The organism is Pseudomonas sp. NBRC 100443, assembly GCF_030268185.1.
Lineage (GTDB): Bacteria > Pseudomonadota > Gammaproteobacteria > Pseudomonadales > Pseudomonadaceae > Pseudomonas > Pseudomonas citronellolis.
Genome location: NZ_BSQE01000027.1, coordinates 69,061 through 88,944, shown reverse-complemented (window position 1 = coordinate 88,944; position 19,884 = coordinate 69,061). Strand labels below are relative to the sequence as shown.

Genomic DNA, 19,884 nt, shown 5'->3' with positions numbered 1-19,884 from the left:
CTCCTGTTCAAGCCAGAGCCGCACGAGCCGCCGCGAAGGCGTCCGCCGAATCCAGATTGTGGGTGTTCACGCCCTTGGCGCAACGCTTGTTCAGGCCGGCCAGGACCTTGCCAGGGCCGCACTCTACCAGATCGCTCACGCCCTTGGCGGCGAGCAGTTGCACGGTCTCGACCCAGCGCACCGGGCTGTACAGCTGCGCCAGAAGGTCGCGCTTGAGGGTGTCGAGGTCCGCCGGCACCTGGGCGCTGACGTTCTGCACCAGGGCGATCTGCGGAGCCTGCCAGGCGATGGCTTCCACCGCTTCGGCGAAGCGCTCGGCGGCCGGACGCATCAGCGCGCAGTGCGACGGCACGCTGACCGGCAGCGCCACGGCGCGCTTGGCGCCGCGCGCCTTGCAGGCCTCGATGGCACGCTCGACCGCGGCGGCGGCACCGGCGATCACCACCTGGCCGGGAGCGTTGAAGTTGACGGCGCTGACCACCTCATCCTGCGCGGCTTCGGCGCAGGCGGCCAGCACGTCGGCGTCTTCCAGGCCGAGGATCGCGGCCATGCCGCCGGTACCGGCGGGCACCGCTTCCTGCATCAATTGGCCGCGGCGCTCGACCAGTTTCACCGCCTCGGCGAAGCCCAGGCTGCCGGCGGCGACCAGGGCCGAGTACTCGCCCAGGCTGTGGCCAGCGACGTAGGCCGGCGCGGCGCCGCCCTCGGCCTGCCACAGGCGCCACAGGGCGATGGAGGCGGTGAGGATGGCGGGCTGGGTCTTGTCGGTCTGGTTCAGGCGCTCTTCCGGGCCTTCCTGTACCAGCGCCCAGAGGTCGTAGCCCAGGGCCGACGAGGCTTCGGCGAAGGTGTCACGCACCAGTGCGTGCTGCGCGCCCAGCTCGGCCAGCATGCCGAGGGATTGCGAGCCCTGGCCGGGGAAAACGAATGCGAGGGATGCGGACATTGCAACGGGTCCCTTGTGTCTGTTTCGTCGAAGGGTAACGCCAGCAGCAGCCTGGCGCATGGAACTGACAGTTGGATGACGGCCTCGACCGCGCGGTCACATCGCCAGGGCGAGCACTTCATCTCGCCGGGCGGCCTTGCGAGCGCGGTGCGCAAGCATACTTCCATTACCGCCAGAAATCTCTATTTCCTTTCTATTCAGTTACTTAGAGAAGGCTCTCGAGCCGCCCATGGAGCCGCTGCGGCAGGTTCTCGCGGATTTCCGCCAGGGCCCGGCGCAGAGCGCTCTGGATGCCCTCCTCGGCCGCGCTGCCGTGGCTCTTCACCACGATGCCCTGCAGCCCCAGGAAGCTCGCGCCATTGTGCCGGGCCGGCGTCAGGTCGCTGCGCAGGCGGCGCAGCAGCGGCATGGCCACCAGGCCGATGGCCTTCGCCGACAGGCTGGAGGCGAATAACTCCTCCAGGCGGCTGACCACCATGGCCGCCAGCCCCTCGCTGGCTTTCAACAGGATGTTGCCAACGAAGCCGTCGCACACCACCACGTCGGCCAGGCCACGGTACAGGCCGTCGCCTTCTATGTAGCCGATGTAGTTGATGCCGCGCGCCTGTTCCAGCAGGGTCGAGGCCAGCTTGACCTGCTGGTTGCCCTTGATTTCCTCGGTGCCGACGTTGAGCAGCGCCACCCTCGGGTTGGCCTTGCCCAGCGCCTCGGCCGCCACCGCGCCCATCACGGCGAACTGGTAGAGGTGCTCGGCGCTGCAATCGACGTTCGCCCCCAGGTCCAGCAGATGGCAATGCCCGGTCTGGGTCGGCACGGCGGTGACCATGGCCGGCCGGTCGATGCCCGGCAGGGTCTTGAGCAGATAGCGCGACAGGGCCATCAGCGCGCCGGTGTTGCCGGCGCTGACGCAGGCATGGGCCGTACCGTCGCGGACCAGTTCCAGGGCGACGCGCATGGAGGAGTCGGGCTTGCTGCGCAGGGCCTGGGACGGGCGTTCGTCCATGCCGATGACTTCGCTGGCGTGCTGGATGTGCAGGCGCGGGCGGTCGACCGCGGGAACGCGGGCGCAGAGTTCTTCGAGAAGGGGAGCCTGGCCGACGAGGACCAGTTGCAGAGCGGGGTGCCGGGCCAGGAAGGAAATGCTGGCCGGAACAATGCAGTGGGGACCGAAGTCCCCACCCATTGCATCAATCGCGATGATTGGTGCGGACAAGGATTACTCGTCAGAGCCCTTGTCTACGACCTTGCGGCCGCGATAGAAGCCGTCCGGGGAGACGTGGTGGCGCAGGTGGACTTCACCGGTGCTCTTTTCCACGGACAGAGCGTTCGCATCGAGCGCATCGTGGGAACGACGCATGTCACGAGCGGAACGGGATTTTTTGTTCTGCTGAACAGCCATGATTGATTAACTCCTAAACGTTTGGGTCACGCTTCAACTGCGCCAGTACGCTGAACGGGTTGGGACGTTCTTCCACGTTCTCGCTCGGCTCGGGCGCTGCTGCAAATCCCGCCGGATGCTGGCATTCTTCAGGGTCATGGGCCGGAACGATGGGCAAGGCGAGCAACAGCTCGTCCTCGACCAGAGGCGGCAGGTCGAGGGGTTCCTCCCCCACTTCCAGCGCATCGTACCCCTTCGGCAGCCCTTCGGCAGACTGGCCTTCCCAGAGGATGGCGAAGTCGGACTCGCTGGTGACCTGGAAGGTCGCCGGCTCGAGGCAGCGTTGGCATACCATGCTCACCTGCGCGTCGACTTCGACATGCATGACCGCCAGCTTCTGCTCGTCGCGGTGGAAGAAGAACTTCGCCCGGACGTTGCCATCGCTGCTGGTCAGCTGTTCGCAAACCCGCGGCATACTGGCGAGCGGCAGCACACCCTCGAGGGTGGCTTCGCGCTCTACCAATTTGCGCGGATCGACGTGAGGTGGTATCGGCCCATTCAACATAAGCGCGCCATTATAGGGATGCACCCGCCTCTGTCAAAGGAAATTAGGCATAAACCGCTGTATGGACAGCCTTTTCGCTAGAATCGCGGACTTCGCCCAGGAGACTCCCGATGCGCCCACTGATTCTCGCCTCAAGCTCGCCCTACCGCCGCGAATTGCTGCAGCGCCTGCGCCTGCCCTTCGAATGCGCGAGCCCGGATATAGATGAAAGCCCGCTGCCCGGCGAAAGCGCCGAACAACTGGTGCGCCGCCTCGCCGAAGCCAAGGCGCGGGCGCTGGCGGCGCGCTTTCCCGAGCACCTGATCATCGGCTCGGACCAGGCCGCCGTCCAGGGCCAGGCGATCCTCGGCAAGCCGCACACCCTGGAGCGGGCCATGGAGCAACTCAAGGCCTCCAGCGGCAGCAGCGTCAGCTTCCTCACTGGCCTGGCCCTGCTGGACAGCGCCAGCGGCCGCTGCCAGGTGGACTGCATCCCCTTCCGCGTGCACTTCCGCGAACTGGACGAGGCGCGCATCCGCCGCTACCTGGAAGCCGAACGCCCCTTCGATTGCGCCGGCAGCTTCAAGGCCGAGGGCCTGGGCGTCAGCCTGTTCCGCGCGACAGAGGGCGAGGATGGCACCAGCCTGGTCGGCCTGCCGCTGATTCGCCTGGTGGATATGTTGCTGGCGGAAGGCGTGCAGGTTCCCTGAGCATCGCGGACGGAGTCCGCCCCCCCCTACAATCGGCCCCCTTCCGGAACATGTAGGAGCGCGCCCTGCGCGCGAATCGCGGGCAGGGCCCGCTCCTACAGGGGAATGGCACGGGGGGGGGGGGCGGCGTAGGAGCGGAGGTCGACAAGGCCCGCCCCGGAAACGAAAAGCCGCTGCCTCTATATATAAAGGCAGCGGCTCGTTTCTAGCACCAGGGCCTCAGCGCAACGCCGGCCCCTGCCAGCCCATCCACAGCGCCAGGCGCTCGGCGACGCTGGCGCCGATCTTCTTGGCGAAGCGGTCGAACGGCGTTTCCTGCACGGTGTAGTCGACGATTTCCTTTTCCTTGATCACATCGCGCGCCACGTAGCTGGTACTGCCCAGGCCATCGATCAGGCCGAGCTGCAGCGCCTGCTCGCCGGACCAGATCAGCCCGGAGAACAGCTCGGGATGATCCTTGTCCTTCAGGCGATCGCCGCGCCCTTTCTTCACGCTGTCGATGAACTGCTTGTGGGTGGTGTCCAGCACGCCCTGCCAGAACTGCGTCTCTTCGGCCTTGGGCGGCTGGAAGGGATCGAGGAAGGCCTTGTGCTCGCCGGAGGTGTAGACGCGGCGATCGACGCCGAGCTTCTCCATGGTGCCGACGAAGCCGAAGGTGGCGGCGGTGACGCCGATGGAGCCGACCAGGCTGGCCTTGTCGGCGTAGATTTCATCGGCGGCGCTGGCGATGTAGTAGGCGCCGGACGCCCCCAGGTCGCTGATCACCGCGTAGACCTTCACGTCCGGATGCAGGCCGCGCTGGCGCTTGATCTCGTCATATATATAGCCGGACTGCACCGGACTGCCGCCCGGGCTGTTGATGCGCAGGACGATGCCCTTGGTGCCGCTGTCCTCAAAGGCCGCCTTCAGCGCCCCGACGACATTGTCGGCGCTGGCCGGCTCGTCGTCGGCGATCATGCCCTTCACCTCGATCAGCGCGGTATGGCTGCCGCTGCGCGAGGCGGACTTGGACAGGCCGCTCAACGGGGTGAACAGCGCCAGGGCGCCGAACAGGTAGACGAAGGTCAGCAGCTTGAAGAAGATGCCCCAGCGACGGGCCCGGCGCTGTTCCTGCACGCCCGCCAGCACAGCCTTCTCCAGCAGCTTCCAGCTCTTCGCGTCTTCCTTGCCGGGCTCCTCGGCCTTCCACTCATCCGACATGCTCGTTCACCTCGATCCGTAGGTCCTGCGCCCGGCCATCCAGCCAGGCGCGCAATTCGTTGAAATGCCCGATCTCCAGGCGCGGGCCGTATTCGCGCAGCACGGACAGCGGCTGCGCCCCGTAGGACACCGCCACCGAATCCATGCCCGCCCGGCGCGCCATCTCCAGGTCGAAGGGCGCATCCCCGACCATCAGCGCGCGGCCCGGTTCGACCCGGCAATGCGCAAGGATTTCATGCAGCATGCGCGGATCGGGCTTGCTCGCCGACTCGTCGGCGGCGCGGGTGATGTCGAAGAAGCCTTCCCAACCCCTCCCCTTCAGCACCCGATCCAGGCCGCGGCGGCTCTTGCCGGTGGCGACCGCCAGACGGTAGCCGGACTGGCGGAAATGCTCCAGCGCATCGGCCACGCCGGGGAACAAAGGAGAAGGTTCGACCTCCAGCATCAGATAATGCTCGGCGTAATCGCCACGAAAGACTGTCAGCGCCGCCTCATCGTCGACTTCCGGGTACAGCGTCTGGATCGCCTCCGGCAGCCCCAGGCCGATGATGCCTTTTATGGCTTCGTCGCTGCGCCGCGGCAGGCCGGAACGCTCGGCCGCCACCCGCATCGACTCGACGATGCGGCCGACGGAATCGACCAGAGTGCCGTCCCAGTCGAAGACCAGCAGCGCGTAATCAGGCATCCAGGCGCTCCAGGGTGCTGCGCCAGATGTCGTCCACCTCGGCCTCCAGCTCCAGGGTGGAGCCGTCGGGCATGGGCACGCGCAGCTGCGCGGAATGCAGGAACAGGCGCTTGCCGCCCAGCTCGCGGATCTCGCGGGAGAACTCGTCGTCGCCGTACTTGGCGTCGCCGGCGATGGAATGCCCGGCGTGCTTGGCATGCACGCGAATCTGATGGGTGCGCCCGGTGATCGGCCGCGCCTCCACCAGAGTGGCGAAGTCGCCGAAGCGGCGCAGCACCTTGAACTCGGTGAGCGCGTCCTTGCCTTCGACATTGACCTCCACCATGCGCTCGCCGGAGCGCAGGTTGTTCTTCAGCAGCGGCGCGCGAATCTGCTTCTTCGCCGCCGGCCAACTGCCGCGCACCAGTGCATGGTAGCGCTTGTCCACCACGTGCTCGTTGCGCAGCGCGTCGTGCAGGTGGCGCAGCATGCTGCGCTTCTTGGCGATCATCAGCAGGCCGGAAGTGTCGCGGTCCAGACGATGCACCAGTTCCAGGTCCTTGGCCTCCGGACGCAGCTGACGGAAAGCCTCGATCACGCCATAGCTGAGGCCGCTGCCGCCGTGCACGGCGATGCCGGCGGGCTTGTTGATCACGATCAGCGCCTTGTCTTCGTAGACGATGGCGGCCTCCAGGCGCTCGAGCAGCCCCTGGGCCAGCGGCGCCGGCTCGTCGCGCTCGGCCAGGCGCAGCGGCGGCACACGCACCACGTCCCCGGCCTGCAGCTTGTACTCGGGCTTGATCCGCCCCTTGTTCACCCGCACCTCGCCCTTGCGCAGGATGCGATAGATCAAGGTCTTGGGTACGCCTTTGAGCTGAGTTCTGAGGAAATTGTCGATGCGCTGGCCGGCATATTCCGGCGCGACTTCAAGCAGCTGGACGCCGGAAGTCGGAGGGGAGGAAGTCGTCATCCGCCCATCATAGCAATTTTTCATTCAATTGAAGCACTTAATCATTGCTGCTATATTCGGGAGGCCGCCAAAAGTGGCCGGGCCCGCGGATGTCAGCGAAATCGCCATCCCCGCTGCCTGCAAGCACATTGAACGGACGTGAGGCAGTCCTGCGAAGCGTTGCCGTGGCGGACCCATGAATCCCTCGCCGCAACGATTCGGAACCCGAGCCTTGAGACATGACGCACGGTTGCCTCGGTAGCCGTGAAAAGCCAACCCGCTCCCGGATTCTGCGAGCGGCACCCGCTTCTTCAATAGGAAACGTGCAGGGTGGAGATGCACAACTGTCGGACCGCGTAGCTGGCATAGCCTTGTTTCAGACGCACTCTTTCGTCCGCCTCCGACAGCTGATTCCTCCTCCTGTTGATTGCTTGTTCGCAGGACAAGCAGGAGACGTAGTCGCGACCCGGCCCGTTGCTGGCCGGACGTCGCTGGACACGGGAATGGTCCGCCGTTCCTGAGTACGCGCCTGAGCACCGACCGTGAGAGTCGTGGGTGCCGATTGCCGTTTCCGGTGGCCCCGGAAACCATTGGTACTACATGAAAAGAATGCTGATCAACGCAACTCAACCCGAAGAGTTGCGTGTAGCGCTGGTAGATGGCCAGCGTCTGTTCGACCTGGACATCGAGTCCGGCGCGCGTGAACAGAAGAAGGCCAACATCTACAAGGGCCGCATCACCCGCGTCGAGCCCAGCCTGGAAGCCGCCTTCGTCGACTTCGGCGCCGAGCGCCACGGCTTCCTCCCCCTCAAGGAAATTTCCCGCGAGTACTTCAAGAAGAACCCCGAAGGGCGCATCAACATCAAGGATGTGCTCAGCGAAGGCCAGGAAGTCATCGTCCAGGTCGAGAAGGAAGAACGCGGCAACAAGGGCGCGGCCCTGACCACCTTCATCAGCCTGGCCGGCCGCTACCTGGTGCTGATGCCGAACAACCCCCGCGCCGGCGGCATCTCCCGCCGCATCGAGGGCGAAGAGCGCAATGAACTGCGCGAAGCCCTGAACGGCCTCAACGCTCCCGCCGACATGGGCCTGATCGTCCGCACCGCGGGCCTGGGCCGTAGCTCCGAAGAGCTGCAGTGGGACCTGGACTACCTGCTGCAACTGTGGGGCGCCATCAAGGAAGCCTCCGGCGAGCGCGGCGCGCCCTTCCTGATCTACCAGGAAAGCAACGTCATCATCCGCGCCATCCGCGACTACCTGCGCCAGGACATCGGCGAGGTGCTGATCGACAGCATCGATGCCCAGGAAGAAGCCCTGAACTTCATCCGCCAGGTGATGCCGCAGTACGCCAGCAAGGTCAAGCTGTACCAGGACAGCGTTCCGCTGTTCAACCGCTTCCAGATCGAGAGCCAGATCGAGACCGCCTTCCAGCGCGAAGTGAAGCTGCCCTCCGGCGGCTCCATCGTCATCGACCCGACCGAGGCCCTGGTGTCCATCGACATCAACTCGGCGCGCGCCACCAAAGGCGGCGACATTGAGGAAACCGCCCTGCAGACCAACCTGGAAGCGGCCGAGGAAATCGCCCGCCAGCTGCGCCTGCGTGACATCGGCGGCCTGATCGTCATCGACTTCATCGACATGACCCCGGCGAAGAACCAGCGCGCCGTGGAAGAGCGCGTGCGCGAAGCCCTCGAGGCCGACCGCGCGCGCGTGCAGGTCGGGCGCATCTCGCGCTTCGGCCTGCTGGAGATGTCCCGCCAGCGCCTGCGTCCGTCCCTCGGCGAGACCAGCGGCATCGTCTGCCCGCGTTGCAACGGCCAGGGCATCATCCGCGACGTGGAATCCCTGTCGCTGGCCATCCTGCGCCTGATCGAGGAAGAAGCGCTGAAGGACCGCACCGCGGAAGTCCGCGCCCGCGTGCCCTTCCAGGTCGCCGCCTTCCTGCTCAACGAGAAGCGCAACGCCATCACCAAGATCGAGCTGCGCACCCGCGCGCGCATCTTCATCCTGCCGGACGAGCATCTGGAAACCCCGCACTTCGAAGTGCAGCGCCTGCGTGACGACAACCCGGACCTGCTGGTCGGCCACACCAGCTACGAGATGGCCCAGGTCGAGCACGAGGAAGTCCAGCCGGTCAGCGCCACCCGCACCCTGGTACGCCAGGAAGCCGCGGTGAAGACCGTCTCCCCGCAGACTCCCGCCCCGCAACAAGCCGAGCAGGCTGCCGCCGCGCCGCAACCGGTGGAAGCCGCCAAGCCGATGCCGCAGCCGAGCCTGTTCCAGGGCCTGGTCAAGTCGCTGGTGAGCCTGTTCGCCGGCAAGGAAGAAGAGGCCAAGCCGGCCGCCAGCGCGGAGAAACCCGCCAGCGAGCGCAGCTCGACGCCGGAGGAGCGCCGAAACGGCCGTCAGCAGAACCGTCGCCGTGATGGCGGCCGTCGCGACGACGAGCGCAAGCCCCGCGAGGAGCGTGGCGAGCGCAACGAGCGCCGTCGTGAAGAGCGCGCCGAGCGCCCGGCCCGCGAAGAACGCCAGCCCCGCGAAGAACGCGCCGAACGCCAGCCGCGCGAGGAGCGTCAACCGCGCGAAGAGCGTGCCGAGCGTCAGCCGCGCGAGGAACGCCAGCCGCGTGAAGAGCGCGCCGAGCGTCAGCCCCGCGAGGAACGTCAGCCGCGCGAAGAGCGTGCCGAGCGCCAGCCCCGCGAGGAGCGCCAACCGCGTGAAGAGCGTGCCGAGCGTCAACCCCGCGAGGAACGTCAGCCGCGTGAAGAGCGCGCCGAGCGCCAGCCCCGCGAGGAGCGCCAACCGCGTGAAGAACGTGCCGAGCGCCAGCCGGGTGAAGAGCGTCAGCCCCGTGAAGAACGCCAGCCGCGCGAAGAGCGTGGTGAGCGTCGCGAACGTGGCGAGCGCCAGCCCCGCGAGGAGCGCCAGGCCCGCGAAGCCGCGCTGGAAGCCGAAGAGCTGCCGAACAACGAGGAACTGCTGGAGCAGGACGACCAGGAAGGCAGCGATGACGATCGTCCGCGCCGCCGTTCCCGTGGCCAGCGCCGCCGCAGCAACCGCCGCGAGCGTCAGCGCGAAGTCGGTGTGGAAGGCCCGGAGGCCGGTGAGCAGCCGCAAGGCAGCGAGTCGCCGTCCGCCCCGGCCCTGGCCGCAACCGGTGTCGCCGCGGTAGCCGTGGTCGCCGAGCAGGTCGTCGAAGCCGCCAGCGAGCAAACCGCCGAGCCGGCCGCTGCCGTCGAAGCCGGCGCCGACACCGTCGTGGTCACCGAGACCCGCGAGGAAAGCGCCGGCGAGCAGATCGTCGAGTTCAGCCTGCAGCCGAGCGAATCCGCCCCGGCCGCCGCCGAACCGGTCGAGCGGCCTGCTGCGCAAGCCGTGGTCGAAGCCGCTCCGGTCGTTGAGACCGCTCACGTCGAACCCGAGGTGGTCGAAGCCCCGGTCGCCCAGGCCGAGCCTGCTGTTGCCGCGCCGAGCCAGGACGAAGTCCAGCCGGCAGCCAACGCCACCGGCCGCGCCCTGAACGACCCGCGCGAGCGTCGTCGCCTGCAGCGCGAAGCCGAGCGCCTGGCCCGTGAAGCCGCGGAAGCCGCCGCTGCCGCTCCGGCCGTAGTGGAAACCGCCGTGGTCGAACAGGCCGCCGAGGTGGAAGCCATCGCCGAGCAGCAAGTCGAGGCCGCGGAAGAAAGCGTCGTGGAAGCGGCCCAGGAGACTGTCGAAGCGTCTGCCACCACCGAAGCCGCCGAAGCACCCGCTGCCGAAGCTGCCGAAGCTGCCGAAGCTGCCGAAGCTGCCGAAGCTGCCGAAGGCGAGCAGGCCATCCAGGCCGTCGAGGAGCAAGTCGAAGCAGACAAGGCCGAGCAGCACCGCGAAGAAGTGGAAAAGCACCACGGCTGATCGCCCGCGTGCTGAAAAAGGGGATGCCTAGGCATCCCCTTTTTTTATGGTTACTGGGTTGCGTGGGGTAGATCGCCATGCCTCACGACAACAACTGTAGGAGCGGGCCCTGCCCGCGATATCGCGCGCAGGGCGCGCTCCTACAGGGGGAATGGTGCGGGTGGAGCGGCGTAGGAGCGGATCTCATCCGCGAATCGCGCCGGGATGTCCGGCTATCGCGGACAAGGTCCGCTCCTACACCCATACCGGTGGGCACGGCTCGCTCCTACGAAAAGCAGCACGGACAAAAAAGGCGCTTGCCGGCAACGGCAAGCGCCTTTTTCCAAGCCCGCACACCTCAGTAGAGGTTGGGCTCCATCTCCAGCTCCACGCCGAAGCGCTGGCGGATGTCCTCGCGGATACGCTCGGCCAGCGCCTGGATCTGCGCCCCGCTGGCGCCACCGTAGTTGACCAGCACCAGCGCCTGCTGGGCGTGCACGCCGGCGGCGCCGTCGCGGAAGCCCTTCCAGCCGGCCTTGTCGATCAGCCAGCCGGCGGCCAGCTTGACCTGGCCGTCGGCCTGGGGATAGGCCACCAGGTCCGGGTATTCGCCACGCAAGCGCTCTGCCACGGCGGCGGATACCAGCGGGTTCTTGAAGAAGCTGCCGGCATTGCCCAGCACGGCCGGGTCGGGCAGCTTCTCGCGGCGGATGGCGCAGATCACCCGCGCCACGTCGGCGGGGCCAGGAGCATCTATGCCCTCCTCCGCCAGGCGCTGGCGCACCGGACCATAGTCCAGATGCAGGCTGGCCCGGCGCGCGAGCTTCAGGCGCACGCGCAGGATCACCCAGCGCCCCGGCTCGCGCTTGAACAGGCTTTCGCGGTAGGCGAAGGCGCAATCGTCCAGGTGGAATTCACGTAAGCCGCCGCTATGGCGGTCCAGCGCCACCAGGCTGTCGAACACGTCCTTCAGCTCCACGCCGTAGGCGCCGATGTTCTGCATGGGCGCGGCGCCGACGGTGCCGGGGATCAGGCTGAGGTTCTCCAGGCCGGCGAAGCCCTGCTCCAGGCTCCAGCGCACCAGGTCGTCCCAGACCTCGCCGGCCTCGGCTTCGATACGCACCCGATCACCGTCGTCTTCGAGGATGCGCACGCCACGGCTGGCCATGCGCAATACCAGGGCCTCGACGTCGCGGGTCAGCAGCAGGTTGCTGCCACCGCCGAGCACCAGCAGCGGCAGGTCGTGTTCCACCGCCAGGGCAAGGCCCTGCATCACTTCCTGGTCGTCGCGGGCTTCGGCGAACAACTGCGCGCGCGCTTCGATGCCGAAGGTATTGAAGGCTTTCAGGGAAACGTCTTTCTGCAAAACCAGGCTCACAGGCGCCCCTTCACTTCCAGCAGCAGGGCGTCGCAGGCGGTTTCGAGCAGGTCCAGCACCTGCTCGAAACCGGCCTCGCCGCCGTAATAGGGATCGGGCACCTCGTCCAGCGCGCCGGCGTAGCGGCGCAGGAACAGGTCCAGCTCGGCCGGGCCACTTCCCCGCAGGCGTTCGAGATGAGCCAGGTTGCTCAGGTCCATGGCCAGGATCAGGTCGAAGTCGGCGAAATCGGCAGCGCTCACCTGGCGCGCGCGCAGCGCCGACAGGTCATAGCCACGGCGCATGGCAGCGACGCGGGTGCGGGCGTCCGGCGCCTTGCCCACGTGCCAGTCGCCAGTGCCGGCGGAGTCGACGGTCACCCGTGCCTCCAGCCCGGCCTCGCGCAGCTTGTGGCGGAACACGCCCTCGGCGGTGGGCGAACGGCAGATGTTACCCAGGCAGACGAAGAGAACCCGCATCAGCCCCCCAGGATGCGCCTGACGCGCTCCAGGTCCTCGACAGTGTCCACCCCGGCCTGCGGCGCCTCCAGGGCGTCGGCGACGTGGATGCGCACGCCGTGCCAGAGCGCGCGCAGCTGCTCCAGGCACTCGGTGTCTTCCAGCCAGCACGGGCCCCAGGCGACGAAGTCGCGGAGGAAGCGCGCGCGGTAGGCGTAGATGCCGATGTGGCGGCGGTAGGGCACGCCCTGGGGCAGGCCGTCCGGCTCCTTGGCGAAGGCGTCGCGGGCCCAGGGCAGCGGCGCGCGGCTGAAGGTCAGCGCCAGGCCGTTGAGGTCGGTCACCACCTTCACCACGTTCGGGTTGAACAGCGCAGCCAGCTCGTGGATCGGCTCGGCCAGGGTGGCGATGCCGGCTTCCGGGTGGGCCGCCAGGTTGGCCGCCACCTGGTCGATGATGGCCGGCGGGATCAGCGGCTCGTCGCCCTGCACGTTGACCACGATGGCGTCGTCGGCCAGGCCCAGGGCATCGGCCACCTCGGCCAGGCGGTCGGTGCCGGAGTTGTGGTCGACGCGGGTCAGCAACGCCTCGGCGCCGAAGACGTTGGCCGCCTCGAGGATGTGCGCATCGTCGGTGGCGATCACCACGCGAGATGCGGCGCTCTTGCGCGCCTGCTCCCAGACGTGCTGGACCATGGGCTTGCCGCAGATGTCCTGCAGCGGCTTGCCGGGCAGGCGGGTGGAGGCGAAGCGGGCCGGGATGACGACGGTGAAGGCTTGGCTCATCGCTGCGTCTCGGTCACTTGTCCAGGCGTTCGTCGACGTTCAGGGTGCGGGCCTCGCCCTCGAGCATCACCGGGATGCCGTCGCGCACCGGGTAGGCCAGGCCGTCGGCTTTGCAGATCAGTTCGGACTTGTCGTCGGTGAGCTTCAGCGGCCCCTTGCACAGCGGGCAGGCGAGGATGTCGAGGAGTTTCGGGTCCATGGCGGAATCCTTGGAAAGCAATGGGTGGCGGCGCCACCCGTCAGCGCGCGATCAGACGCTCGAGCTGGGCGTCGAACCAGGCGACGAAGGCCGGGGATGGCTGCGCGTCGACCGCGAGGTACCACCAGTCGGCGGCGGCGAAGGCCCGGCATTTCACCGCATCCTTCTCGGTCATCAGCAAGGGCAGCGGCGGGCTGAATTGCAGCTGCTCGGCGCTGTAGGCCGCGTGGTCCGGGAAGGCGTGCGGAACAGGCCGCCAGTGTAGCGCCTCGAGCGTCGCGAAGAAACGCCGGGGGTTGCCGATGCCGGCCAGGGCGTGGACCTGCTGGCCCGGCGGGAAGTGCGTCAGGTCGCGGCGCTCGCCGCTGCGCAGGTTGACCAGTGCGCTCGGCCGCAGGACGAAGGAAAAGGCCCCGGCCGGATCGCTGCTGGCGCCGTTGTAGAGCACCGCGTCCACCGACTCCAGGCGCTCGGCCGGCTCGCGCAGGGGGCCGGCCGGCAGGCAGCGGCGGTTGCCCAGGCCGCGCGCGGCGTCGATCAGCACCAGCTCCAGGTCGCGGGCCAGGCGGTAGTGCTGCAGGCCGTCGTCGCAGAGGATCAGGTCCACCGGCTCTTCGGCCAGCAGCGCGCGCACCGCGGCCGGGCGGTCCGGGTCGATGACCAGGGGCACGCCGCAGCGCTGGACGATCATCAGCGGCTCGTCGCCGGCCTGCGCCGCGTTCTGTTCGGCGCGCACCCGCCAGGGCAGGCTCGGCGGCTTAGCGCCGTAGCCGCGGCTGACCACGCCGACCTTGAGGCCGCGGGCGCGGCAGTGTTCGATCAGCCAGAGGATCATCGGCGTCTTGCCGGTGCCGCCGACGGTGACGTTGCCGACCACGATGACCGGCACCGGCGCGCGGTAGGCCTGGCGGCGGCCTTCCAGGTAGTCGGCGCGCTTGCGCTGAGCGATGCGCCGGTACAGCGCCTCCAGCGGGCGCAGCAGGCCGAGGGCCGGGTGGCCCTGGTACCAGGCCTGCAGCAGGCGCTCGGAAAACGCCATCAGGGCTTGGCCGCCGGCTGCGCCTCGACGGTGGTGATGCGCAGGTGGCTGAAGCCGAGCTTGCCGGCGGCGTCCATGGCGGTGACCACCGACTGGTGGGTGGCCTTGCCGTCGGCGGTGATCACCAGCGGCAGGCTGCTGTCGCCGGCGGATTCTTTCTGCATCGCCGCCATCAGGGTAGCGATGTCGCCGTTGACCAGGGTCTGGCCGTTCAGCGCGTAGTGGCCGGCGGCGTCGATGTCCAGTTCCAGCGGCTTGATGTCGGTGGCTTCCGGCGGCGTGCCGCTGACCGCCTCGGGCAGCTCGACCTTCAGCTGCGTCGGCCGGCTGAAGGTGGTGGTGACCACGAAGAACAGCAGCAGGACGAAGATCACGTCGATCAGCGACGCCAGGTTGATGAACACGTCATCGCGGGCGGCGCTGCCGTTTCTGCGGCGGAATTTCACGCTTTGCCATCCTCGGAGAGGTCGACCTCGCGGTCGCCCTGGACCATTTCCACCAGCTTGATCGCTTCCTGCTCCATGGCCACCACCAGCTCATCGACGCGGCGCAGCAGGTAGCGATGGAAGAACACGGCCGGGATGGCCACGATCAGGCCGGAGGCGGTGGTCACCAGGGCCTTGGAGATGCCGCCGGCGAGCTGCGGGGCATTGGCCATGCCGTCGCCCATGAAGGCGCTGAAGATCTGGATCATGCCGAACACCGTGCCCAGCAGGCCGAGCAGCGGGGCCATGGCAGCGATGGTGCCGAGGGCGTTGAGGTAGCGCTCCATCTCGTGGATCACCCGGCCGGCGGCCTCCTCGATGCACTCCTTCATGATCTCGCGGCCATGCTTGGAGTTGACCAGGCCGGCGGCGAGCACCTCGCCCAACGGGGAAGACGCCTTGAGTTCCTTGAGCGCCTGGCTGTTCAGCTTCTTGTCCTTGATCTGCTTCCACACCTGGCCCAGCAGCTGCGGCGGGGCGATGCGGCTGCGGCGCAGGGTCCAGAGTCGTTCGGCGACGATGGCGGTGGCGGCGATGGAGCTCAGAATGATCGGCAGCATCATCCAGCCGCCGGCTTTGACCAGTTCCCACACAGTGGCGAATCCCCTGAAAAAAAGTGGCGACACTCTAGCACAGGGCCCCTGCCCCGCCGACCGTCGCCGTTCTCATTTTTCCCTCCAGAATCCGGCATTTTCGCGCACGCCGCGCAGCGTTCCACGCTGGCCCAGGAGCAGGCGCAGGGCGCCCTCCCGGGCCACATCGTGCACCTTCGTCCCCTGCTCGGCAAAGCGTTGCAGCACCTCGCTGGACGGATGGCCATGGGCGTTGTGCCGCGAGCGGGAAACCAGCGCCGCTCGGGGCGCCAGTTGCCTGACGAAAGCCTCGGAAGAGGCGCTGCGGCTGCCATGGTGGCCGGCCAGCAGCCAGTCGGCGCCAAGCCCAGGATGGCTGGCCAGCCAGGCGGCCTCGCCTGCGGCCGGCAAGTCGCCGGTGAGCAGCAGGCTCTCGCCGCCAGCCTCGACGTGCAGCACGCAGGAGCGGCCGTTGCTGTCCGTCGCGCCGGGCCATTGCCAGGTGGAGAAGCGCACGCCGTCCAGCTGCCATGCCTCGTTGCCGCAGGGGCCGGCAGGCAGGCTGTCCGGCAAACGCCCGGGCTCGCCGCTGATGATCCGCGCTACCGGCACGGCCGCCGCCACCGAGCGGGCGCCGCCGGCGTGGTCATTGTCGGCGTGGCTGAGCAGCAGCATATCCAGGCGCTCGATGCCCAGGCCGCGGAGGGTCGGCAGCACCGCCACCTCGCCGAGGTCGAAATTGCCCCGGCGCGGTCCGGCGTCGTACAGCCAGGTGTGCTGGCGGGTGCGGATCAGCACGGACAGCCCCTGGCCCACGTCCAGCACCCGCACTTCGGCATGGCCATGGGGCGGCGTAGTGGAATGCGGCCAGAACATCGGCAACAGCAACGCCAGGCCCAGCGGACGCAGCGGCAGCCCGGCCGGCGCCAGGCACAGCAGCGCGCCGAACAGGGCCAGGGCGATGCTCCAGGGCGGCGGCGCCATGGGGTGCCAGGCCGGGGAATACAGCGACAGGCGCCCGAGCAGGCCCAGCAGAACATCGAGCACGCCACCAGCCAGCCACAGCAGCCCCTCGCCCACCACCGGCAGCCACAGCAGCAGACTGCCGACCAGCGCCAGGGGCACCACCAGCAACTCGACACAGGGCACCGCGATCAGGTTCGCCAGCGCGCCGGCGGGACTCAGCGGCAGGCCCAGGGCCAACAACACCGGGGCCAGGCCAAGAGCCATGAGCCACTGCGCGCGCCCCCAGGCCAGCCAGCCGGCCCCCCGCCCCAGGCGCCCGGCGAAGCCGTAGACGAGCAGCGCCACGGCGGCGAAGGACAGCCAGAAGCCGGGCGTCAGGCTGACCAATGGATCGACCAGCAGCACCACCAGCAGAGCGCCGAGCAGCGGCAGCCAGACGCCCTGGCGACGAAAGTGCAGGCGCCACAGCAGCACCATGCTGAGCATCAGGCAGGCGCGCAATGCCGGCACCTGCAGCCCGGCGATCCAGCCATAGCCCCAGGCGCCAGCCAGTGCGGCGGCACAGGCGCAGGGCAGCCAGGGCACGCGCGCCGGCCAGGCTCCCAGGCGCGCCAGACCCGCCACCAGGGCGTAGAGCAAGCCGCCCAGCAGGGAGATGTGCGAGCCGGAGATCACCATCAGGTGCAGGGTGCCGGTGTCCTGCAGCATGTCCCAGTCGTCCCGGCCCAGGCCGCTGCCGTCGCCGAGGACCAGGGCCACCAGGTAGGCGTTACGCCCCCGGGCATCCACCGCCAGCAGCCGGTCCTTCCAGGCTTCGCGCCAGGCCATGGGGCCGGCGGCCTCGGCCAGGCGCCGGCCATCCTTGACGCTGCCGGTGGCGCCTATGCCGTCGGCCGCCAGCCAGGCTTCATAGTCGAAGCCGAAATCGTTGGCCAGGCCATGGGGGCGACGCAGGGTGACCGCCAGGCGCCAGCGCTCCCCGGCCCGCACCTCCGGGCCGCCATACCAGGACACGCGGATGCGCCCGGGCAGTTCCAGGCGCGCCTGGACGCCCTCCAGCTCGAAGCGGACGATGCCATCCGCGGTAGCCGGCAGGCCGGCAACCTGCCCTTCCAGCCACAGCGTCCGCCCATCCAGTTCGGGAGCCAGGCGCCCTTCCCACGAGACATGGGCGAACAGGCAGGCCCAGGCGAAGCCGAGCAGGAAGAGCGCCACCGCGTGATGATTCCGATGCAGGCACAGCAGCGCCATTCCGACCAATGGCAGCAGGGCTGCCAGGGGTGGCAACTGGGGCAGGAAACGCAGCAGCACCAGGCCGCAGGCCAGCGCCATCATCCCTGTGCGCACGGATTGCCTCCCTGGCAGCGAAGTCCGGTGCACCGCGCCCGGTTACACATGGACATAGTTGGTGAACAGAAGCTGTCATCTAGCTAGGCATAATGGCCGGTGTTCGTCTGCCAGAGATTTCCCCATGCCGCGCCGACTTTTCCAGCGCTACATGCCGGACCCCGAGCTGATCAGGAACCACAAGTCCCTGCGCTGCTTCGGGTCCCTGCTGCACTCGCCCAACCTCTGGCACCTGAATCGAAGGTCGGTATCCCGCGCCATGGGCATGGGCCTGTTCGCCGCCTTCGTGCCCATTCCCCTGCAGATGCTGCTGGCCGCCACGCTGGCGGTGTGGGTGCGCGCCAACCTGCCGATCTCGGTGGGGCTGGTCTGGCTGACCAACCCCATCACCATGCCGCCGGTGTTCTATTGCACCTACAAGATGGGCGCCTGGGTCATGGGCGTACCGGCGCGCACGCTGCCGGAGAACCTCACCTGGGAATGGATCAGCGGCGAGCTGTCGCTGCTCTGGCAGCCGTTCCTGCTCGGTTCGATCATCTGCGGGCTGCTGGTGGGCCTGCTCGGCTACCTGGCCACCCAGGCCTACTGGCGCTGGTGGATAGGCCGCAGCTGGCGGCGGCGCCAGGCGTTGCGCAATCTGCGGCAGGGGTTGTGAGCCCCCCCTTGTCCGCGATAGCCGGAGGTATCGGCGCGGTTCGCGGATGAGATCCGCTCCTACGCTGCCCCACCCATGCCATTCCCCCGTAGGAGCGCGCCCTGCGCGCGATTTCGCGGACAGGGCCCGCTCCTACAGAATGCCGGGTAGCAATTACAATTTGCCGGGAGGCATGGCATTCCCCCGTAGGAGCGGACCTTGTCCGCGATAGCCGGACATTCCGGCGCGATTCGCGGATGAGATCCGCTCCTACGCTGCCCCACCCACGCCATCCCCCTGTAGGAGCGCGCCCTGCGCGCGATTTCGCGGGCAGGGCCCGCTCCTACACCCTTCGGCAAACACGCCCCCGTAGGATGGATTGAGCGAAGCGATACCCATCACCATGGCCCGACGGGTTTCGCAAGCTCAACCCATCCTGCGAAAAGCAGATCGGCGCAGTCGGCAAGACAGCGCCCACGAAACGAAGAAGCCGCCCCTCGGGGCGGCTTCGTTCATTCGTAGCGCAGCGCTTCGGCCGGCTGCGTCCTGGCGGCGCGCCAGGCCGGGTACAGCGTGGCGAGGAAGCTCATCAGCAGGGCCGCGCAGCACACCAGCAGCACGTCCGTCACCTGCACGTCGGAGGGCAGGTAGTTGATGAAGTAGACGTCGGAACTGAACACGTGGGTGCCCAGGGCCTTCTCCATCGCCGAGACGATGGCGGTGACGTTGAACGCCGCCAGCACGCCCAGGGTGCCGCCGACCAGGGTGCCGATCACCCCGATCACCGTGCCCTGAACCATGAAGATGGTCATGATCTGCCCCGGCGTGGCGCCCAGGGTGCGGAGGATGGCGATGTCGGTGCGCTTGTCGGCCACCACCATGATCAGCGTGGCGATGATGTTGAAGGCCGCCACCGCAACGATCAGCAGCAGCAGCAGGCCGATCATGGTCTTTTCCATCTTCATGGCGCCGAACAGGCTGCCCTGGGTGTGCGTCCAGTCCACCGAACGGAAGCCCGGGCCCAGGTCGGCGGCGATACGCTGGCCCACTTCCGGCGCCTGGAACAGGTCCTTCAGGGCGATGCGCACGCTCTGCACCTGGCCCGGCTCCCAGCGCAGCAGGTGCGCGGCGTCGTCGACGTGGACCAGCGCCAGGGTGCCGTCCAGCTCGGCGCCGACCTTGAACACCCCGACCACATTCAACCGCTGCATGCGCGGCGTCACGCCGCCGGCCGCGGAGGTGGACTCGGGGACGATCAGCAGCAGGCTGTCGCCGACGTTGACGCGGAAGCGCCGCGCGGTGATTTGGCCGATCACCACCCCGGACTCGCCGGACTTCAGCGCGTCCAGGCTGCCCTGGACCATGTGCGAGCCGATGATCGAGACCTTCGGCTCCAGGGCCGGGTCGACGCCGTCCACCTCGATCGGCTGCATCATGCCCTTGAACGAGAGCATGCCGTCCAACTCGGTGTAGGGCACCGCGCCGACCACCTCGCGCTGCTTCGAGGCCTCGGCGGCCACCGCCTGCCAGTCGGCCAGCGGCTTGCCGTCGGCGTTCTGCAGCACGGCGTGGGGCACCATGCCGAGGATGCGCGAGCGCATTTCCTTCTGGAAGCCGTTCATCACCGAGAGCACCACGATCATCGCCAGCACCCCGAGGGTCAGGCCGATCATCGAGGTCAGGGAGATGAAGGAGATGTAGTGGTTGCGCTTCTTGGCCCGGGTGTAGCGGGTGCCGACGAAGATCGATAAGGGTCTGAACATGGCGTCTGCGGCTCG

The 19,884-nt window shown here is 68.1% G+C and carries 19 protein-coding genes; 3 read left to right on the top strand and 16 right to left on the bottom strand.

The genetic code is table 11. The annotated features are described in order from the left end of the window. Positions 1-7 precede the first annotated feature (7 nt). From fabD to QSJ95_RS27735, 4 genes are all read right to left on the bottom strand, one after another. A complete protein-coding gene (gene fabD, locus QSJ95_RS27750) occupies positions 8-946 on the bottom strand; it encodes an ACP S-malonyltransferase (protein WP_285646774.1) in 939 nt (312 codons plus the stop codon). A gap of 205 nt (positions 947-1,151) precedes the next feature. Then, complete coding sequence (plsX, locus tag QSJ95_RS27745) at positions 1,152-2,159, bottom strand: phosphate acyltransferase PlsX (protein ID WP_285646772.1); 1,008 nt, start codon at positions 2,157-2,159, stop codon at positions 1,152-1,154. 3 nt (positions 2,160-2,162) lie between these two features. Next, positions 2,163-2,345 (bottom strand): 50S ribosomal protein L32, encoded by a 183-nt coding sequence (gene rpmF, locus QSJ95_RS27740; protein WP_009621425.1) that lies wholly within the window; start codon positions 2,343-2,345, stop codon positions 2,163-2,165. 13 nt (positions 2,346-2,358) lie between these two features. After that, the gene (locus tag QSJ95_RS27735; protein WP_009621422.1) at positions 2,359-2,889 is read right to left on the bottom strand and encodes a YceD family protein; all 531 of its coding nucleotides are present in this window, start codon (positions 2,887-2,889) and stop codon (positions 2,359-2,361) included. A 110-nt stretch (positions 2,890-2,999) separates the two neighbouring features. On the opposite strand from QSJ95_RS27735, the gene QSJ95_RS27730 reads away from it, so the two are divergent. Then, the gene (locus QSJ95_RS27730) at positions 3,000-3,578 is read left to right on the top strand and encodes a Maf family protein (protein ID WP_043267264.1); all 579 of its coding nucleotides are present in this window, start codon (positions 3,000-3,002) and stop codon (positions 3,576-3,578) included. Between the two features lie 219 nt (positions 3,579-3,797). On the opposite strand, the gene sppA is transcribed toward QSJ95_RS27730, so the two are convergent. The 3 genes from sppA to rluC are packed head-to-tail and all read right to left on the bottom strand — an operon-like array spanning position 3,798 to position 6,412. Continuing rightward, positions 3,798-4,778, bottom strand: coding sequence for a signal peptide peptidase SppA (gene sppA / locus QSJ95_RS27725; protein WP_009621418.1), 981 nt, complete (start codon positions 4,776-4,778; stop codon positions 3,798-3,800). Beyond that, on the bottom strand, positions 4,768-5,463 hold the full coding sequence (locus tag QSJ95_RS27720) for an HAD-IIIA family hydrolase (RefSeq protein ID WP_009621416.1): 696 nt from the start codon (positions 5,461-5,463) through the stop codon (positions 4,768-4,770). Before QSJ95_RS27720 ends, sppA begins: the two co-directional genes overlap by 11 nt. Then, positions 5,456-6,412, bottom strand: coding sequence for a 23S rRNA pseudouridine(955/2504/2580) synthase RluC (gene rluC / locus QSJ95_RS27715; RefSeq protein WP_009621414.1), 957 nt, complete (start codon positions 6,410-6,412; stop codon positions 5,456-5,458). The genes QSJ95_RS27720 and rluC overlap by 8 nt, the downstream gene beginning before the upstream one ends. A 579-nt stretch (positions 6,413-6,991) precedes the next feature. On the opposite strand from rluC, the gene rne reads away from it, so the two are divergent. Continuing rightward, positions 6,992-10,285, top strand: a complete 3,294-nt coding sequence (rne, locus tag QSJ95_RS27710; protein WP_285646762.1) for a ribonuclease E — start codon at positions 6,992-6,994, stop codon at positions 10,283-10,285. Positions 10,286-10,622: 337 nt separating this feature from the next. Here the strand turns inward: rne and murB are convergent, their stop codons facing one another. From murB to QSJ95_RS27670, 8 genes are all read right to left on the bottom strand, one after another. Next, complete coding sequence (gene murB / locus QSJ95_RS27705; RefSeq protein ID WP_043267272.1) at positions 10,623-11,642, bottom strand: UDP-N-acetylmuramate dehydrogenase; 1,020 nt, start codon at positions 11,640-11,642, stop codon at positions 10,623-10,625. Continuing rightward, positions 11,639-12,100 carry a low molecular weight protein-tyrosine-phosphatase gene (locus tag QSJ95_RS27700; RefSeq protein WP_043267274.1) on the bottom strand — a complete coding sequence of 154 codons (462 nt, stop codon included), beginning with the start codon at positions 12,098-12,100 and terminating at the stop codon, positions 11,639-11,641. Before QSJ95_RS27700 ends, murB begins: the two co-directional genes overlap by 4 nt. Next, positions 12,100-12,864, bottom strand: coding sequence for a 3-deoxy-manno-octulosonate cytidylyltransferase (kdsB, locus tag QSJ95_RS27695; RefSeq protein ID WP_281688411.1), 765 nt, complete (start codon positions 12,862-12,864; stop codon positions 12,100-12,102). The genes QSJ95_RS27700 and kdsB overlap by 1 nt, the downstream gene beginning before the upstream one ends. A 13-nt stretch (positions 12,865-12,877) precedes the next feature. Next, positions 12,878-13,063, bottom strand: coding sequence for a Trm112 family protein (locus QSJ95_RS27690; protein WP_009621404.1), 186 nt, complete (start codon positions 13,061-13,063; stop codon positions 12,878-12,880). A gap of 40 nt (positions 13,064-13,103) precedes the next feature. Then, entirely contained in the window at positions 13,104-14,102 is a 999-nt protein-coding gene (lpxK, locus tag QSJ95_RS27685) for a tetraacyldisaccharide 4'-kinase (protein WP_285646750.1), read from the bottom strand. Further along, positions 14,102-14,548: a flagellar polar localization protein PocB gene (gene pocB / locus QSJ95_RS27680; RefSeq protein ID WP_009621400.1), complete on the bottom strand. Its 447-nt coding sequence runs from the start codon at positions 14,546-14,548 to the stop codon at positions 14,102-14,104. The genes lpxK and pocB overlap by 1 nt, the downstream gene beginning before the upstream one ends. Next, positions 14,545-15,180 carry a flagellar polar localization protein PocA gene (gene pocA / locus QSJ95_RS27675; protein ID WP_009621398.1) on the bottom strand — a complete coding sequence of 212 codons (636 nt, stop codon included), beginning with the start codon at positions 15,178-15,180 and terminating at the stop codon, positions 14,545-14,547. The genes pocB and pocA overlap by 4 nt, the downstream gene beginning before the upstream one ends. 72 nt (positions 15,181-15,252) lie before the next feature. Beyond that, positions 15,253-17,460, bottom strand: coding sequence for a DNA internalization-related competence protein ComEC/Rec2 (locus tag QSJ95_RS27670; protein ID WP_285646791.1), 2,208 nt, complete (start codon positions 17,458-17,460; stop codon positions 15,253-15,255). Positions 17,461-17,596: 136 nt separating this feature from the next. Between QSJ95_RS27670 and QSJ95_RS27665 the strand changes: the two genes are divergently transcribed. After that, entirely contained in the window at positions 17,597-18,127 is a 531-nt protein-coding gene (locus QSJ95_RS27665) for a DUF2062 domain-containing protein (protein ID WP_043316177.1), read from the top strand. Between the two features lie 491 nt (positions 18,128-18,618). On the opposite strand, the gene QSJ95_RS27660 is transcribed toward QSJ95_RS27665, so the two are convergent. Next, positions 18,619-19,869 carry a lipoprotein-releasing ABC transporter permease subunit gene (locus QSJ95_RS27660; RefSeq protein ID WP_009621392.1) on the bottom strand — a complete coding sequence of 417 codons (1,251 nt, stop codon included), beginning with the start codon at positions 19,867-19,869 and terminating at the stop codon, positions 18,619-18,621. Positions 19,870-19,884: the final 15 nt, after the last annotated feature.

What these genes read in the sequence shown, in the direction of transcription:
- fabD (WP_285646774.1), bottom strand. Translation starts at nt 946, where the DNA reads ATGTCCGCATCCCTCGCATTCGTTTTCCCCGGCCAGGGCTCGCAATCC.
- rpmF (WP_009621425.1), bottom strand. Translation starts at nt 2,345, where the DNA reads ATGGCTGTTCAGCAGAACAAAAAATCCCGTTCCGCTCGTGACATGCGT.
- QSJ95_RS27735 (WP_009621422.1), bottom strand. Translation starts at nt 2,889, where the DNA reads ATGTTGAATGGGCCGATACCACCTCACGTCGATCCGCGCAAATTGGTA.
- QSJ95_RS27730 (WP_043267264.1), top strand. Translation starts at nt 3,000, where the DNA reads ATGCGCCCACTGATTCTCGCCTCAAGCTCGCCCTACCGCCGCGAATTG.
- sppA (WP_009621418.1), bottom strand. Translation starts at nt 4,778, where the DNA reads ATGTCGGATGAGTGGAAGGCCGAGGAGCCCGGCAAGGAAGACGCGAAG.
- QSJ95_RS27720 (WP_009621416.1), bottom strand. Translation starts at nt 5,463, where the DNA reads ATGCCTGATTACGCGCTGCTGGTCTTCGACTGGGACGGCACTCTGGTC.
- rluC (WP_009621414.1), bottom strand. Translation starts at nt 6,412, where the DNA reads ATGACGACTTCCTCCCCTCCGACTTCCGGCGTCCAGCTGCTTGAAGTC.
- rne (WP_285646762.1), top strand. Translation starts at nt 6,992, where the DNA reads ATGAAAAGAATGCTGATCAACGCAACTCAACCCGAAGAGTTGCGTGTA.
- QSJ95_RS27700 (WP_043267274.1), bottom strand. Translation starts at nt 12,100, where the DNA reads ATGCGGGTTCTCTTCGTCTGCCTGGGTAACATCTGCCGTTCGCCCACC.
- kdsB (WP_281688411.1), bottom strand. Translation starts at nt 12,864, where the DNA reads ATGAGCCAAGCCTTCACCGTCGTCATCCCGGCCCGCTTCGCCTCCACC.
- QSJ95_RS27690 (WP_009621404.1), bottom strand. Translation starts at nt 13,063, where the DNA reads ATGGACCCGAAACTCCTCGACATCCTCGCCTGCCCGCTGTGCAAGGGG.
- lpxK (WP_285646750.1), bottom strand. Translation starts at nt 14,102, where the DNA reads ATGGCGTTTTCCGAGCGCCTGCTGCAGGCCTGGTACCAGGGCCACCCG.
- QSJ95_RS27670 (WP_285646791.1), bottom strand. Translation starts at nt 17,460, where the DNA reads ATGATGGCGCTGGCCTGCGGCCTGGTGCTGCTGCGTTTCCTGCCCCAG.
- QSJ95_RS27665 (WP_043316177.1), top strand. Translation starts at nt 17,597, where the DNA reads ATGCCGCGCCGACTTTTCCAGCGCTACATGCCGGACCCCGAGCTGATC.
- QSJ95_RS27660 (WP_009621392.1), bottom strand. Translation starts at nt 19,869, where the DNA reads ATGTTCAGACCCTTATCGATCTTCGTCGGCACCCGCTACACCCGGGCC.